10 protein-coding genes are annotated in these 14,616 nt (G+C 60.7%); 7 read left to right on the top strand and 3 right to left on the bottom strand.

The genetic code is table 11. From position 1 onward, the window contains the following. Positions 1–191: 191 nt before the first annotated feature. The gene (locus ACIPOO_RS00330; protein ID WP_400603580.1) at positions 192–755 is read right to left on the bottom strand and encodes a helix-turn-helix domain-containing protein; all 564 of its coding nucleotides are present in this window, start codon (positions 753–755) and stop codon (positions 192–194) included. A gap of 315 nt (positions 756–1,070) precedes the next feature. Continuing rightward, entirely contained in the window at positions 1,071–2,138 is a 1,068-nt protein-coding gene (gene rlmM / locus ACIPOO_RS00335) for a 23S rRNA (cytidine(2498)-2'-O)-methyltransferase RlmM (protein ID WP_400603582.1), read from the bottom strand. 227 nt (positions 2,139–2,365) lie between these two features. Here rlmM and acnA point away from each other — a divergent pair, with 227 nt between their 5' ends. The 5 genes from acnA to ACIPOO_RS00360 all read left to right on the top strand — a co-directional run bounded on the left by acnA (position 2,366) and on the right by ACIPOO_RS00360 (position 9,958). Beyond that, complete coding sequence (gene acnA, locus ACIPOO_RS00340) at positions 2,366–5,107, top strand: aconitate hydratase AcnA (RefSeq protein WP_400603584.1); 2,742 nt, start codon at positions 2,366–2,368, stop codon at positions 5,105–5,107. A gap of 353 nt (positions 5,108–5,460) precedes the next feature. After that, positions 5,461–6,252 (top strand): lysostaphin resistance A-like protein, encoded by a 792-nt coding sequence (locus ACIPOO_RS00345; RefSeq protein ID WP_400603587.1) that lies wholly within the window; start codon positions 5,461–5,463, stop codon positions 6,250–6,252. 104 nt (positions 6,253–6,356) lie between these two features. Next, a complete protein-coding gene (locus ACIPOO_RS00350) occupies positions 6,357–7,922 on the top strand; it encodes a PAS domain-containing methyl-accepting chemotaxis protein (RefSeq protein WP_274131949.1) in 1,566 nt (521 codons plus the stop codon). A 281-nt stretch (positions 7,923–8,203) separates the two neighbouring features. After that, the gene (locus tag ACIPOO_RS00355) at positions 8,204–8,875 is read left to right on the top strand and encodes a hypothetical protein (protein WP_400603589.1); all 672 of its coding nucleotides are present in this window, start codon (positions 8,204–8,206) and stop codon (positions 8,873–8,875) included. Positions 8,876–9,298: 423 nt separating this feature from the next. Further along, positions 9,299–9,958 carry a hypothetical protein gene (locus ACIPOO_RS00360; protein ID WP_274131947.1) on the top strand — a complete coding sequence of 220 codons (660 nt, stop codon included), beginning with the start codon at positions 9,299–9,301 and terminating at the stop codon, positions 9,956–9,958. A gap of 65 nt (positions 9,959–10,023) precedes the next feature. On the opposite strand, the gene ACIPOO_RS00365 is transcribed toward ACIPOO_RS00360, so the two are convergent. Continuing rightward, the gene (locus ACIPOO_RS00365; protein ID WP_400603591.1) at positions 10,024–11,601 is read right to left on the bottom strand and encodes an autotransporter outer membrane beta-barrel domain-containing protein; all 1,578 of its coding nucleotides are present in this window, start codon (positions 11,599–11,601) and stop codon (positions 10,024–10,026) included. Between the two features lie 102 nt (positions 11,602–11,703). Between ACIPOO_RS00365 and ACIPOO_RS00370 the strand changes: the two genes are divergently transcribed. Continuing rightward, entirely contained in the window at positions 11,704–12,444 is a 741-nt protein-coding gene (locus tag ACIPOO_RS00370) for a hypothetical protein (RefSeq protein ID WP_400603593.1), read from the top strand. A 196-nt stretch (positions 12,445–12,640) separates the two neighbouring features. Further along, on the top strand, positions 12,641–14,494 hold the full coding sequence (locus ACIPOO_RS00375; protein WP_400603595.1) for a hypothetical protein: 1,854 nt from the start codon (positions 12,641–12,643) through the stop codon (positions 14,492–14,494). The last annotated feature ends 122 nt before the right edge of the window (positions 14,495–14,616 follow it).

Here is a 14,616-nt window from a genome sequence, read left to right on the forward strand (position 1 = left end):
TTTTTTCTTCGCCCGATGGGCCCGCACGCCCAGATTATGCAGAGCGCGCCGATGGATTCAAACAGGACGTTGGTAGGCCCGTTGCGGTACGAAGGATGCAAGGCACGGCCCGTGCCGGGATAGAGCGGCTCTGGGTGGGTGAAATGTGCGCAGAGTGTTGATCCGCTGTTGCCGAATCAACACCTTGGCCCTTACGACACCACGTTTCTGACGAAGCGCAGCAGGGTGTCGCCGTCGTTGCGGTAGGCATGGGGCCGGTCGCTGGGAAACATGAAGAACTCACCGGTGGCGACCTCGTGGATCTGGTCCGGCAAGGCGACGGTCAGGCAGCCGTCGATCACGTAGACCTGCTCGCTCCAGCCCTCGGGGTCAGACTGCGACCCGTAGGACTCCCCCGGCGCCAGGCTGAATTCCCATAATTCCACGCCCTGGCGCGCCGCCGCCCTGGCCAGCAGCACGGCCTTGCTGCCTGGCTGTGTGCCGGCCCACGCCACCTCGTTGATGCGGCTGGAGTCGCGCAGGTCCGGCGCCTGGATCAGATCGCTGAAGGCCACATCAAGGGCCTCGGCCACCCGGTCCAGCGTGGCCAGGCTGACATTCTTCTCCCCGGCCTCGATGGCCACCAGCATCCGCCGGCTGACGCCGGAGCGTTGCGCCAGCGCCGTCTGGCTCAACCCCGCCCCATGCCGCAAGCGCCGCACATTGAGGCTGACGTGTTGCAGTACGGAGGCCCTTGGCAGTGATTCTTTTTCCATCGAACAGATCCCCTTCGCATCCTGCGCACTATATTGCCCTTTGTGTGCAAGAGCACCAGCCTTGGCACTGATGGTGCCCTTTGTGGGAGCGGGCTCGCCCGCGAAAGCGCAGGTACCGGCGCAAGATTTCTAGCGCCTGGCCCGGCCTCTTCGCGGGCAAGCCCGCTCCCACAGGGTCTTCGGCAATATCCCCCGGGATTCGTGGCGACCCCGGCCCCGTAGCAGCACGGCTTGCCGGCGGGGCGATCTCAGGGGCGCCTTCGCCACCAAGGCGGCTCCCCCAGGTTGCGGGGCGATCCCGAGATCATCGATAACTCACACCCTGGGCTTCATGTCCAGGCGCCGCAGGTGACACGTCACTTCTTCGCGGTCGTGGTAGAGCTGTTTGCAACCGATCGACACCTTGACGCCCCGGGCCTTGAAGCCTTCTTCAATGCGGTCTAGCAAGCGCCGCACTTCGGCGTAGCGCTGTTTCATCGGCAGCTTGAGGTTGACCACCGCCTCGCGGCACAACCCCTCGCCCAGCCAGGTTTCGAGCAAGGCGGCGTTGCGCGCAGGTTTTTCGACGATGTCGCAGACCATCCAGTCCACCGTCTGGCGCGGCTTGTAGGTAAAACCGTCGGCCATCAGATGCTGCACCAGGCCGGTGTCCATCAGGCTTTCAGCCATCGGGCCGTTGTCGATGGCGGTCACCAGCATGCCGCGCCTGACCAGTTGATAGGTCCAGCCACCCGGCGCGGCACCCAGGTCAACGCCGGTCATGTCGCCGGACAGACGCTCGTCCCAATGCTCGCGAGGAATGAAGTGATGCCAGGCCTCTTCCAGTTTCAAGGTCGAGCGGCTGGGCGCTTCCCGGGGGAATTTCAGACGCGGGATGCCCATCGGCCACATTGCCGAGTTGCTGGCATCTGCCAGGCCGAGAAACACCTCGCGACCACTCTTGAAGGTCAGCAGCAGGCGCGGCAGACTCGGGTTGTCCACCAGTTTGCCGGCCTTCTCCAGCGCCTTGCGCAGCGGTGCCTCGAACTTGCGGCAGAAGGTCGAGAGCTCCTTGCCGTCGTTGGTGTCGACCACTTCCAGCCACAGGCTGCCGCAGACCGGGAAATCGGCCATGTGCTGCTGGATCACGCTGATGCGGTCCGTTTCCGGCAGGCTGACGAACACCCCGCGCGCCCACTGCCGCGGGAAGATCAGGTCCATGAAACGCACGCCGTTCATCAGCCGCTCGGCGCCATCGGGCTCGGTGCAGACGAATTCGGCGCAGGCCGTGCCAGGCTTGGCCTTGGCGTAGCCGGACACGTTCAGCCGGGCAGCGTGCTCGCTGATCTCGGAACAGACCTCGCCTTCGAAACCGGGGCGGCAATGCATGAAAAGGGTGTTCACCGGGTGTACTCCAGAAGCGGATGAGTCATCGCTGACCGAGATTTCATCTCGGTGACTCGAAACCGGCGCATGATAACGGAATCAGGAACCACTGGCGCAGGCCAAAGGTCCAGTACTACTCAATGACCATTTAAAAGCCGCCGTTCAGAGGGCTCGAACACAACGTCTTACCGATTCATGTGATTCAACCGGTCCGTGGCCGTGCGGATTCGTCAAGGAGATAGTTCATGCCCTCCCTCGATAGCCTGAAAAGCCTCAAGACACTCGACATCGATAACAAGACCTACCACTACTTCAGCCTGCCCGACGCTGCGAAAACCCTGGGCGACCTGAGCAGGCTGCCAATGTCGCTCAAGGTACTGCTGGAAAACCTGCTGCGCTGGGAAGACAACCAGACCGTCAGCGGCGACGACCTCAAGGCGCTGGCCGCCTGGCTGACCGAGCGCAAGTCGGACCGGGAAATCCAGTATCGCCCTGCCCGGGTACTGATGCAGGACTTCACCGGCGTGCCGGCGGTGGTCGACCTGGCCGCCATGCGCGCCGCCGTGGCCAAGGCCGGTGGCGATCCGCAGCGCATCAACCCGCTGTCCCCCGTGGACCTTGTGATCGACCACTCGGTGATGGTCGACAAGTTCGGCGATCAGCAGGCCTTCAGCGAAAACGTCGACATCGAAATGCAGCGCAACGGCGAGCGCTATGCGTTCCTGCGCTGGGGCCAGGGCGCGTTCGACAACTTCAGCGTGGTGCCGCCGGGTACCGGCATCTGTCACCAGGTCAACCTCGAATACCTGGGCCGCACGGTGTGGACCAAGGAAGAGGATGGCCGCACCTATGCCTTCCCGGACACCCTGGTGGGCACCGACTCCCACACCACCATGATCAACGGCCTGGGCGTGCTGGGCTGGGGCGTGGGCGGTATCGAGGCGGAAGCGGCCATGCTTGGCCAGCCGGTTTCGATGCTGATTCCGGAAGTGATCGGCTTCAAGCTGACCGGCAAGCTCAAGGAAGGCATCACCGCCACCGACCTGGTGCTGACCGTCACCCAGATGCTGCGCAAGAAAGGCGTGGTGGGCAAATTCGTCGAATTCTATGGCGACGGCCTGGCCGACCTGCCACTGGCGGACCGTGCCACCATCGCCAACATGGCTCCGGAATACGGCGCCACCTGCGGCTTTTTCCCGGTCGATGACGTGACCCTGGAATACCTGCGCCTGTCCGGCCGCCCCGCTGAAACCGTCAAGCTGGTCGAGGCTTACTGCAAGGCCCAGGGCCTGTGGCGCCTGCCGGGCCAGGAACCGGTGTTCAGCGACGCGCTGGAGCTGGACATGGGATCGGTTGTCGCCAGCCTTGCCGGGCCGAAACGTCCGCAGGATCGCGTGGCGTTGCCCGACGTTTCCCAGGCGTTCAGCGATTTTCTCGGCCTGGCGCTCAAACCGACCAAACATGAAGAGGGCCGTCTGGAAAGTGAAGGCGGTGGCGGTGTGGCGGTGGGCAACGCCGAGCAGGTCGGCGAGGCGGAGTACGAATACGAAGGCAATCGCTATCGCCTGAAAAACGGCGCGGTGGTGATCGCCGCGATCACCTCGTGCACCAACACCTCGAACCCCAGCGTGATGATGGCGGCCGGCCTGTTGGCGAAAAAGGCCGTCGAGAAAGGCCTGCAACGCAAACCCTGGGTGAAGAGTTCGCTGGCGCCGGGCTCCAAAGTGGTCACCGACTATTACAAGGCCGCGGGGCTGACCGAGTACCTCGACACCCTGGGGTTCGATCTGGTGGGTTATGGCTGCACCACCTGCATCGGTAACTCGGGCCCGTTGCGCGACCCTATCGAAAAAGCCATCCAGCAGTCGGATTTGACCGTGGCATCGGTGCTGTCGGGCAACCGCAACTTCGAGGGCCGGGTGCATCCGCTGGTGAAAACCAACTGGCTGGCCTCGCCGCCCCTGGTGGTCGCCTATGCACTGGCAGGCAGCGTACGCATCGACCTGAGCAGCGAGCCGCTGGGTGAAGGCAAGGATGGGCAGCCGGTCTATCTGCGCGACATCTGGCCGACGCAACAGGAAATCGCCGATGCGGTGATGAAGGTCAGCACCGGCATGTTCCACAAGGAATATGCGGAGGTGTTTGCCGGTGACGCGCAGTGGCAGGCGATCGAGGTGTCGAAAGACCCGACCTACGTCTGGCAGGCCGACTCCACGTACATCCAGCACCCGCCGTTCTTCGACGATGTGGCCGGGCCGTTGCCGGTCATCGCCGATGTGCAGCAGGCCCGCGTGCTGGCGATGCTCGGCGACTCGGTGACCACTGACCACATCTCCCCTGCCGGCAACATCAAGGCCGACAGCCCCGCCGGCCGCTACCTGCGCAGCAAGGGCGTGGAACCCAAGGACTTCAACTCCTACGGCTCACGGCGCGGCAACCACGAAGTGATGATGCGCGGCACCTTTGCCAACATCCGCATTCGCAACGAAATGCTGGGCAACGAGGAAGGTGGCTACACCCTGCACGTTCCCACCGATGAAAAGCTGCCGATTTACGATGCGGCCATGCGCTATCAGCAGGAAGGCACGCCGCTGGTGGTCATTGCCGGGCAGGAATACGGCACCGGTTCCAGCCGGGACTGGGCAGCCAAGGGCACCAACCTGCTGGGCGTCAAAGCGGTGATCGCTGAGAGTTTCGAGCGCATTCACCGCTCGAACCTGGTGGGCATGGGCGTGTTGCCGCTGCAGTTCAAGAACGGCCAGAGCCGCAAGACCCTTGAACTGACCGGCAAGGAGGTGCTGAACATCACTGGCCTGACCGGGGCCACGCTGCAACCGGGCATGAGCCTGACGTTGCAGATCACCCGGGAGAGCGGCAAGCAGGAGGATGTCGAGGTGCTTTGCAGGATCGATACCTTGAATGAGGTGGAATACTTCAAGGCTGGGGGGATTCTGCATTATGTGCTGCGGCAGTTGATCAAGTCGTAGGGCGGCTCATCCGCGACGGCGCCACGCAGGTCAACACCGCCAGAAAGCACGACACAACCCCGTAGCAGTCCGGCTTGCCGGCGTCGGCGATTTGAGGGCCGCCGACGCCGGCAAGCCGGACTGCTACGCTCCTGCCCCCCTGTAGGAGCGCGCTTGCCCGCGACAGCGCCCTCAACACCCCCCGCCCGCAAGCCGTACCGCTTCACATGGATGTCGCATTTCCGTATCGGCATGGAAACGTTTAACCCTTCCACGACACTCATTCCCCCGCGACTTTCAGCCCCGTCCTACATGCACAACCGTTTAATGAACGCTAGAATCCGCAGCCTTATCTCACGTTCAAGGACGACACCATGCCGGCGCTTCGCTGGACCGCGCTCGCGTTGCTTACGCTGGGTTACTGCATTGCGCTGACCTACGGCCAACTGACCCTGCCTGTGGTGGTGACGTTCGGGCTGTTGATCATGGCGGGGATCTGCGTTAGCCAGTTCAGCCATCGGGGCATACGCCTGTTCGGTCACAGTCTATTCATCGCCCTGGCCGCAGGGCTTGCCAGCCATTGGCTGCCCGGTTTCTTCAATGCCCGGGTCATCGCTGCCGTGCGCTTCACCCAGGAAGCGGCGCCGTTTTCAATGTTCCTGAACCTGGACAAACCCCTGATCGGCTTCTGGATCGCATTGGCCTGCCCCTGGGTATTTTTCGCCGTCAGCCCTCGCCGCACACTGCTGACCGCCAGCATCACCCTGCCCGTGACCACGGTCATCTGCCTGACAGGCGCAGTCTCGCTGGGGATCGTCGGCTGGGCACCGAAATGGCCTGAGCAGGGCATGATCTGGGCGATCAACAACCTGTTGCTGGTCACCATCACCGAAGAGCTGCTGTTTCGCGGGTACCTCCAGCAAGGCCTCGCTCGCCTGCTGTATCGCCTTCCCTACCACCAGGCGCTGGCCATCGGGCTGGCGTCGCTGGCCTTTGGCCTTGCGCACATGGGCGCGGGCTGGGAATGGGTGCTGCTGGCGGGCATGGCCGGCATCGGCTACGGCATCGCCTATCGATTCGGCGGCCTGACTGCGGCGGTCATCACTCATTTCGGGCTCAACCTGGCGCATTTCGGCCTGTTCACCTACCCGATGTTCAACCGCTGACGGTTGATCTGCGACAAAGCGTCCCATGACGCAGTTCACAAAACGCTTAATTTCCGGCAAAGGCCGCCGATAAGGGTTCAAAGCCTTCCCGGATTGAATAGCTTATGCGCAATAACCAGCCCATCACCCAACGCGAACGGACCTTCCCGGCGCAGCAACGGTTGATCTCGACCACCGATGCGCGCGGCGTGATCACCTACTGCAACGACGCCTTCGTCGACATCAGCGGCTTCACCCGCGACGAACTGGTCAAGGCACCGCACAATACCGTGCGCCACCCTGACGTGCCGTCCGCCGTGTTCGAACACATGTGGGGCACCCTGAAACAGGGCCAGCCGTGGATGGGCATCGTCAAGAACCGCTGCAAGAACGGCGACCATTACTGGGTTAACGCCTACGTGACGCCGATCTTCGAAAACAAACAGGTGGTGGGCTTCGAGTCGGTGCGCATCAAGCCCACCGCCGAACAGGTTCGTCGTGCAGAGGCCCTGTATCAGCGCCTCAACAACGGCAAGACCGCCGTGCCCAGCCGCGACAAATGGCTGCCGGTGCTGCAGGACTGGTTGCCGTTCATCCTGGTCAGCCAGTTGAGCTTCCTGATCGGCGTGTGGCTGAACTCGCAATGGGGCTTCGCCCTGGCCGCCGCCCTCTCCGTGCCGCTGGGCCTGCTGGGCCTGAGCTGGCAACAGCGCGGCATCAAGCGCTTGCTGCGTCTGGCCGAACAGACCACCTCCGACCCGCTGATCGCCCAGATGTACACCGACAGCCGCGGCCCGCAGGCGCGTCTGGAAATGTCCATCCTCAGCCAGGAAGCCCGCCTGAAAACCTGCCTGACCCGCCTGCAGGACACCGCCGAACACCTCAATGCCCAGGCGCGCCAGTCCGACAGTCTCGCCCAGGCCAGCTCCATGGGCCTTGAGCGTCAGCGCGTGGAAACCGATCAGGTGGCCACCGCCATCAACCAGATGGCCTCCACCACCCAGGAAGTGGCCACCCACGTTCAACGCACCGCCGACGCCACCCAGCAGGCCAATGAACTGACCCGCCGTGGCCGTGACATCGCCAGCGAAACCCGCGAAGCCATTCAGCGGCTCTCGGCCTCCGTAGGCGACACCGGCCTGACCGTCACCCAACTGGCCAAGGACAGCGACGAAATCGGTGGCGTGGTCGATGTCATCAAAGGCATTGCCGACCAGACCAACCTGCTGGCCCTGAACGCCGCCATCGAAGCCGCCCGTGCCGGCGAGATGGGCCGTGGCTTCGCGGTGGTCGCCGACGAGGTTCGCCAACTGGCGCAACGCACCACCGAATCCACCGGCCAGATCCACGCCCTGATCGCCAAACTGCAGCAGACCGCCAACAACGCCGTGCAGACCATGGAAACCGGTCGCCGTCAGGCCGAAGAAGGCGTCGAACAGGTGCTGGAAGCCGACAAGGCGCTGGTGGGCATCAGCGATGCGGTGGCCAACATCACCGACATGGCGACCCAGATCGCCGCCGCCACCGAAGAGCAAAGCTCGGTCGCCGAAGAAGTCAGCCGCAACATCCGCAACATTGCCGTACTGGCCGACCAGACCTCCGACGAAGCCCGCCGCTCGGCCAACCTGAGCGCCGAACTGACCGGTACCGCCCTGAGCCAGTACTCGCTGGTGGAGCGTTTCAACCGCTAATGCCTGCACAGCAACACCCCGAGCCCCGGCAGCCCCACTGCCGGGGCTTTTTTTATGGGTTCGAAAATGTAGGACGTTTCTGAAGTTGCACTTCTGCGATGTTTTTCATGGATTAACGGCGATGCGACGGGTTGACAGAAACCACGAATCACTATTAGTTGAAATTCAGACAAGCGATAAATAAATAACACCACAAAGGTGTTTGCGTCTGTCTACGACACTGTTAAGCAGGCACTTACCTGATTGTCTCAGACATTCTCGGGTGCTAGATGGAGAACGCCATGAAAAACGTAAATTTGCAGGAAGTCATTCCACTTACCCCACCTGTAGTTAATATTGCCGCCCCAGAGGATGGACTGTTGAAAACAGCCGATCTGAGCGCTCCCATTCCAGTCAGAGTCAGGGTATGGGGGTCCGCCGAGCCTGGTAATTATTTTCAATTGATGCTCAATGGACATCCCAAGGGAGATATTCGCACCATCACCTCCGACGATAAGGTCGGGGACGTAATTTTGGTTGACATCGATAACACGCTATTCTCAGACAACGGCACGTATAGGCTGGGCTACAGGATCACGAGCCCGAACACCGAACTCAGCGCGGACTCTCCGTCCATCGTGCTAAAAGTCGACCTCACTCCACCGGGAGCGACCCTACTCGCGCCCATGATCTTCCCGAACGCAAGCTTCGGGGATCAACTCATCGGCATGCTCCCCGGCTACGCCGGCATGGAGCCCGGCGACCTCATCCAGACCCTGTGCAATGGGGTCCTCGGCCCAACCCATCAAGTGGAACCGGGCGAACTGACCCTGCGCCCGATCGAGATCGCTTTCGAACGCGAATACCTCAAGACCCTCGACGCTGACATCGCGCTCATCGAGTACCAGGTGACAGACCGAGCCGGCAATCAGTCCGTTGGCTCGCTGTCGGTAGCCATGACACTTAAATTGTAACCATATAATTTGCCATTCATTTGAATACACCAGTGCAAGTTCTCCATGCGTATGCGTTGAGAACTTGCAGGATTTTAAACAACCATCGTTTAGCAAAATTTATTTTATTCGTCTTATTTCCCTTATTCCTACAGCATTTTCAGAAGCCTGTCAGACGCTACCACAAACCACCCACAAACAGACCCTACATATATAGTCATGCACAGCCAAAAATTGCTTCAAAACCACAACCTTCACATTCAAGACCATTAATCAAGGGCTCTATTTTCCCGCGACGCTATGTATAACCTCTGTAACCCTCAAGATTGACAAGTGCTTTCTTCGAATTGAACATAGTCGCCCGAGACGCCGACTCCTACAACTTCAGCCGTATCGTCCGAACGTTTTAAACGCTGAGCACACTCATTATTCAAAGGAGCTTCCATGGAAGACGAAAAGGACATTCTGCTGCCCAAAGGTTTACCTTCGGCCACTGCCAACACCGATAATAAATGGATGGAAAACATGAGGGCGATCGACACTCAGGCGTTCGATCCATCGACACTCGACCCCTCCTGCGTCCCGCTGTACGAGGAACTGCAAGCCGTACGCTCCATCGATCAGATCACCCGGGAAGTGATCGCCAGCTACTCCTCCTTCCTGGCCAATGTCCCACGCCTGGACTGTCCGAGTGCCGATGAGCTGAACATCGAGCCCATCTTCGCCGCGCCCCTGGTGTCGGAGGCAAAATCCCAGATGCTGCCGCGCAGTGCGCTGCTTGAAGGCATTCGCATCAATATCCCGCGTTCACCGAAGCTGTGGGCAGGCGATCAGCTCAAGCTGCGCTGGGGCAACACCACCTACTACAGCGTCATCGGCGAACCGAGGGGCCGTACCGGGCCCCGCGAGACGCGTTACCTCAGTGGCGCACATCTGGGTCGCAGCAAGAATGGTCTGGTGGAGGTTTCCTATGAGGTGCTGCGCCGCTCGAAACTGGTGGGCGTGTCCGAAACCCTGATCCTGATGCTGGTTGGCGACCACCACATCGGCCCACCCCCGCCGGACCGCACCCGCGCCATCCGCCGCCGCAAGCGCATCCAGTAGCCGCAAAGCAAAAACCCCGGCGACATCGCTGTCGCCGGGGCTCACTTCAACGCTCCATCAGGGGGTCAGAACGCCAGGCGCAACCCGACGTTCGCGCCCCACGGCTGCTCGACATGCTTGCCCTTCATGTAATCGAAGTCGGCATGCACCTGCAGACGCTCGGACAGCGACACCGAAACGCCAGCGCCCAGTTCGGCCCGCGAGCCAAACAGATCGTTGTCGAAACGCTGGTCGTTGACCTTCACGTCATTGTTGCGGGAGAACTCATGGGCTGCCGCCACCCGCACGTAAGGCTGCAGCACGCCGCCGTCCTTGAGCGTGAACTGCCGCCCGACCGAAGTACCGACCTTGCCCAGCACCGATTGGGTCTGGCTGGTCCTGGCCTGCAGGCCGTTGTCCAGAGTGTAGCTGCTGCCGTCGATCCACACGCCGGACAACTGCGCATAGGGCTCGACGAAGTAGTCATCGGCCAGCTTGATGTGCTTGCCGAATTCCACCGAGCCACCCACAGCCCGGTTGCTGTAGTCACCCTTGGCCTTCTCGCCGTCGCTCATCGCCACTTTCGAGCTGTTATGGAACTGGTTGACCTTCAGCACGCCGTCCAGGTAGTAGCCATCGTTAGACAGCCAGGTGCCATAAGCGCCGAGGTAGTAGCTGTCCACCTCGCCGGACGTACCGCGGCTCAGGTCCAGGCTGGACTTGCTGTAACCGCCCATCAGACCCACCAGCAGTTGCCCGTCACCCACTGGCACCGGCGCATCGGCACCGAACGACAGCCCGTGCTGCTTCTGCTGGTAGTCCACGCCCGAATCCAGCGACGCCTTGAAGCGGTTGCCGTAACTGCGAATCCAGCCACCGCCCTCCTCCCGCCCGCGCACCTCGCCCATGCGGCTGCGCAGGGTGGTCAGTTCGCTGTTCCAGATCGTAGGCCCGACGTTGAACAACGCCAGGGCGCTCTGGGTCGAGGGGCTGATGGTCTTGCCGGAACCGACAATGAACCAGTCGTTGCCTTGCTGCTCCAGGGCGTAGGAATAGACGCCGAGGTCGGCGCGGCCACGCCCGCCACCCAGTTCGAAGTCGGCGTTGCCGCCTTCGGTGTGGATGATGCGCAACGCCTCGAAGTTTTCCGGCACCACCTCGGCGCCGGTGTTGGCGATGTTGACGTGGTGGAAACCGCTGGCCTGGCCGGTGACGTTGAGCAGATCACCTGTGGCGTTGTCCAGGTTGATGCGCATGTCGAACACCCCGCGCCCGGACAGCTCGCCCACGGTCAGGGTATTAAAGCCATCGCCGCGAAAACTCACCCGCCCAGCCCCAAGCTTCAAGGTCGGCACGCTGTTGTCGTCCATCAGGCGCCAGCGGGCATCGGAGTTGATGGTCAGGCTGTTGAGGTTGTGCACATTGCCGGAAAGCCGCGCTTCGTTTTGCAGCACCACATCCATCCGCGCGCCCTCGGCGGCGAAGAGATCGCCCTTGAGGTGGCTGTCGTCGACGATCAGGTCAAGCTCGCCCTTGTCGTGGACTTCGACGAGGTTGCCATTGCCGGAGCGCAGTTCGGCGCTGTTTTGCAGGGTGATGGTGGCTTTGGGTTGGGAAGTCCGGTTGGCCTGAAGGGATATGGCAGGGCCAGTTACGCCGGTCACTCGGGAATCATCAACCACAATAACGCTCGGCCCGCTCTCAGTGCCCGCGCCAGGCAGCTTGCCTGGCCCAACTACGGAAAGGCCAACCGATTCCCCTTCTACATGACTGCTACCCGCGATGGCCAGTTTGGCCGCTGCGGCCACAATGCCCGCGCCGGATCCATTGCCATCAGCCATACCGAAGACTTCGGAATTCACCAGCGTCAATTCGCTGTTGCCCACATGGACGCCTGCACCTACGCCAGCTATGAGGCTATTTTTGATCGTCGCCAAAGAGCCCACATCAATCCCTTCGTGAAGAAGCAAGCCAGGCTTCACCCGGCTTATGATCGTGGCGTCATCCGCATTGAGCCGGCTACCCCTGAGAAACACAGCAGCTCCAACGCTCGAAGCGTCGATTTGCTGGTCAACGATACCCCCGCGTATGGTAAGGGTGGATCCAGGGTGAGTTACCACGTTATTGACACTCGACCCAGGCAGCAGGTTAAGGGTCGCCTGCCCGCCCATCAGGTGATACTCCAGCCCTGTGGCCTGATCGATATTGACCACCGTGTTCGCAGGGACCTCAATCGCCCCCGGCAAAGCACCGACGATTTTACTGTCAGCCATCCCCTGAGCCGCCAGCGAAACTCCACACAGCACTCCTGCCAGTTGCCAATGCGTTGCGACGCCACCGCGTTTTCTGCTTCTGTTTTTCACCTAGAGAACCCTCCCTTAAAAAGAGCGGGCAGGGTGAAATCATGGACAGGGTACGGCGACCTGAAGAGTCCGGCACCCGCCCCCCCTTGCTCTCGCCAAAAAGTGGTCTGGTTCCTACAGACGCTTCATCCGCCCTACAAATAGCCATGGCCGGTCCGATAGGGGCGTAGGACATTTCTCTACCGTTAAAACCCTCTGGTATTGGGCCCGGCAAGAATATACATATGTACCACCGGCTTATGAAAAGCGGTGCACATACATACAGAACATTCAGACAAAGAGTGAGTTATCAAATTTCGGCATTCCCACGCGACCTGACCAATTTAACGAGGATTATTTTATGAAAAAAGAAACGACCGACAACGTGAACGAAAGATCACGCTACTATGGACTGGCCACGCCCACCATCCCTCAAGCAGACCCCATCGATGGTTTACTGACGCTTGAGACACTCACTCGACCGATCACTCTAAATTTTCCTGCATGGATAGAAGCGGTCCCAGAACACTCCTATCAACTAATGGTTAACGGCTTGATTGTGGGAATGAAAATCCACATCTTGACTGAAAAGCCTGGAGACCCATTGACGCTGGAAATACCAAGTTCATACCTAGCGAAAGATGGTGTTTATCAGATTGGCTACGCTGCCATCAATGACATTGGGGGAGATTTGACAGCTTCTATCACTGTACCACTCATTGTCGATCGCACCCCACCCGGCGGCGACCTCCTTGCTCCACTCCTATTTGCCCCGCATCAACTGCCTCTGACCGAAGAAGCACTGGCCGCCGCAGGCAATATCCTGACCGCTCGCCTTGCCAGCTACTTCGACGCCAAATGGGGCGATGTAGTGCGCACCTACTGGGGCGATCAACCGGGCCCGGTGCGCGTGCTCACCGCCGAAGAAGTGGGTGGCAGTGACATTACCTTCAACTTCGAGCGCAGCTTTCTGGAGCAACTGGTCGACGGCGATATCGCGGTGACCTACACCGTCACTGACCGCGCGGGCAACCTGTCGATCGTCTCGGAACCTGCCCACCTCCGGCTGCAACTGCGCAACCATCCCCATGATCTGCTGGCACCGCTCGTGCCCAAGGCGGTCGACGGATTGCTGACGCATAACGAAGTTCGCCACGGTGTGGACGTGCTGATTCCCCACTATGGCAATGCCCAGGCCGGTGACGTGATCCTGCTGAGCTGGGGCGGGCTGGCGCTGCCGGGCGTGGTGTTGAGCGAGGCCGCAACAGCGCTGGAGGTGGTGGCCTCGATTCCGGTTTCGTTCGCCACGGTCATGGCCGCTGGTGACGGTGCCGTCGAGGTGCGCTACGAGGTGCGGCGCGAGGGGCAGAATCGCGCCACCTCCCCCGGCCGAACGGTGAACGTGTTCGTCACCCTGCCCGGCCCCCAGGACCCGATGCCCGAAACGCTGGTCAATGAACAGCTGGCGGCTCCTCAGGTGCATGGCAAAAGTGACCACCCCAATCGGCAGGCCAACTTCCTCGACGAAGAGGACTACCTGCTCGACGCCGCTGTGGTCATCGCCTGGCAAACAGGGTTCCAGCCCTGTGACCGGATCCAGCTGTACTGGGGATCTTGGCCATTGCCGGTGGTGCGCACCCTGGACCAGAACGACATAGAGGCCGCAGCGGACCTGGTGATCTGCATGCCCAACGGGCTGATCGTCGGCGAAGGCGTGGGGCGGGCCATCCCCGTGCATTACACGGTCACCCATGCCGGTAACCCGAACCTTTCACACTCCGCCACGCAACTGGTCAGGGTGGTGCGCCAGGCGCAGTTGCCCGGCGGCGAGAATGGGCTGCAAGGCGCGCTGTTCAATGAGGCCGATGAAACCCACACCTTGCGGCTTCCCGCCATCGTCGAAGGCGCAACGGTACTGATACAGCCCTATCGAAATATGCGAATTGGCGACCGAATCGAGTTGAGCCTGCAAGGATTTGATAGCTTCATCGAAGGCCAGCCCATTGAATCCGCTGCGTTGATACTTTCAACAACCGTAGATGAACAACAGTTCATGAACGGCATCCATTTAAACATTCCGACTATATTCCTGGAACGGATTACAACCGGACGTTTGAAAACCCGTTACCGCATCAGAAATGATTACGGCAGTGCCACTTCATTGATCAGTGAAGTGTATGTAGACCGGCGCTCACCCCCAATCAGCTGCTCCTGACCTTGCAATAAAAAAAATAAAAAAACAATAGATATTTACCGCACACAGCTATTGACAGCCACTCACAACTACTATTAGTTAAAAATAATTCCGCACAACGAGAAACTTTGTAAAACCAAGTT

It is taken from the genome of Pseudomonas sp. NPDC090201, assembly GCF_044746825.1.
In the GTDB taxonomy this organism is placed as follows: Bacteria; Pseudomonadota; Gammaproteobacteria; order Pseudomonadales; family Pseudomonadaceae; genus Aquipseudomonas; species Aquipseudomonas putida_AD.

Coding starts and splice junctions, on each gene's coding strand:
- ACIPOO_RS00330 (WP_400603580.1), bottom strand. CDS start 755: ATGGAAAAAGAATCACTGCCAAGGGCCTCCGTACTGCAACACGTCAGC.
- acnA (WP_400603584.1), top strand. CDS start 2,366: ATGCCCTCCCTCGATAGCCTGAAAAGCCTCAAGACACTCGACATCGAT.
- ACIPOO_RS00345 (WP_400603587.1), top strand. CDS start 5,461: ATGCCGGCGCTTCGCTGGACCGCGCTCGCGTTGCTTACGCTGGGTTAC.
- ACIPOO_RS00350 (WP_274131949.1), top strand. CDS start 6,357: ATGCGCAATAACCAGCCCATCACCCAACGCGAACGGACCTTCCCGGCG.
- ACIPOO_RS00355 (WP_400603589.1), top strand. CDS start 8,204: ATGAAAAACGTAAATTTGCAGGAAGTCATTCCACTTACCCCACCTGTA.
- ACIPOO_RS00360 (WP_274131947.1), top strand. CDS start 9,299: ATGGAAGACGAAAAGGACATTCTGCTGCCCAAAGGTTTACCTTCGGCC.
- ACIPOO_RS00370 (WP_400603593.1), top strand. CDS start 11,704: ATGACTGCTACCCGCGATGGCCAGTTTGGCCGCTGCGGCCACAATGCC.
- ACIPOO_RS00375 (WP_400603595.1), top strand. CDS start 12,641: ATGAAAAAAGAAACGACCGACAACGTGAACGAAAGATCACGCTACTAT.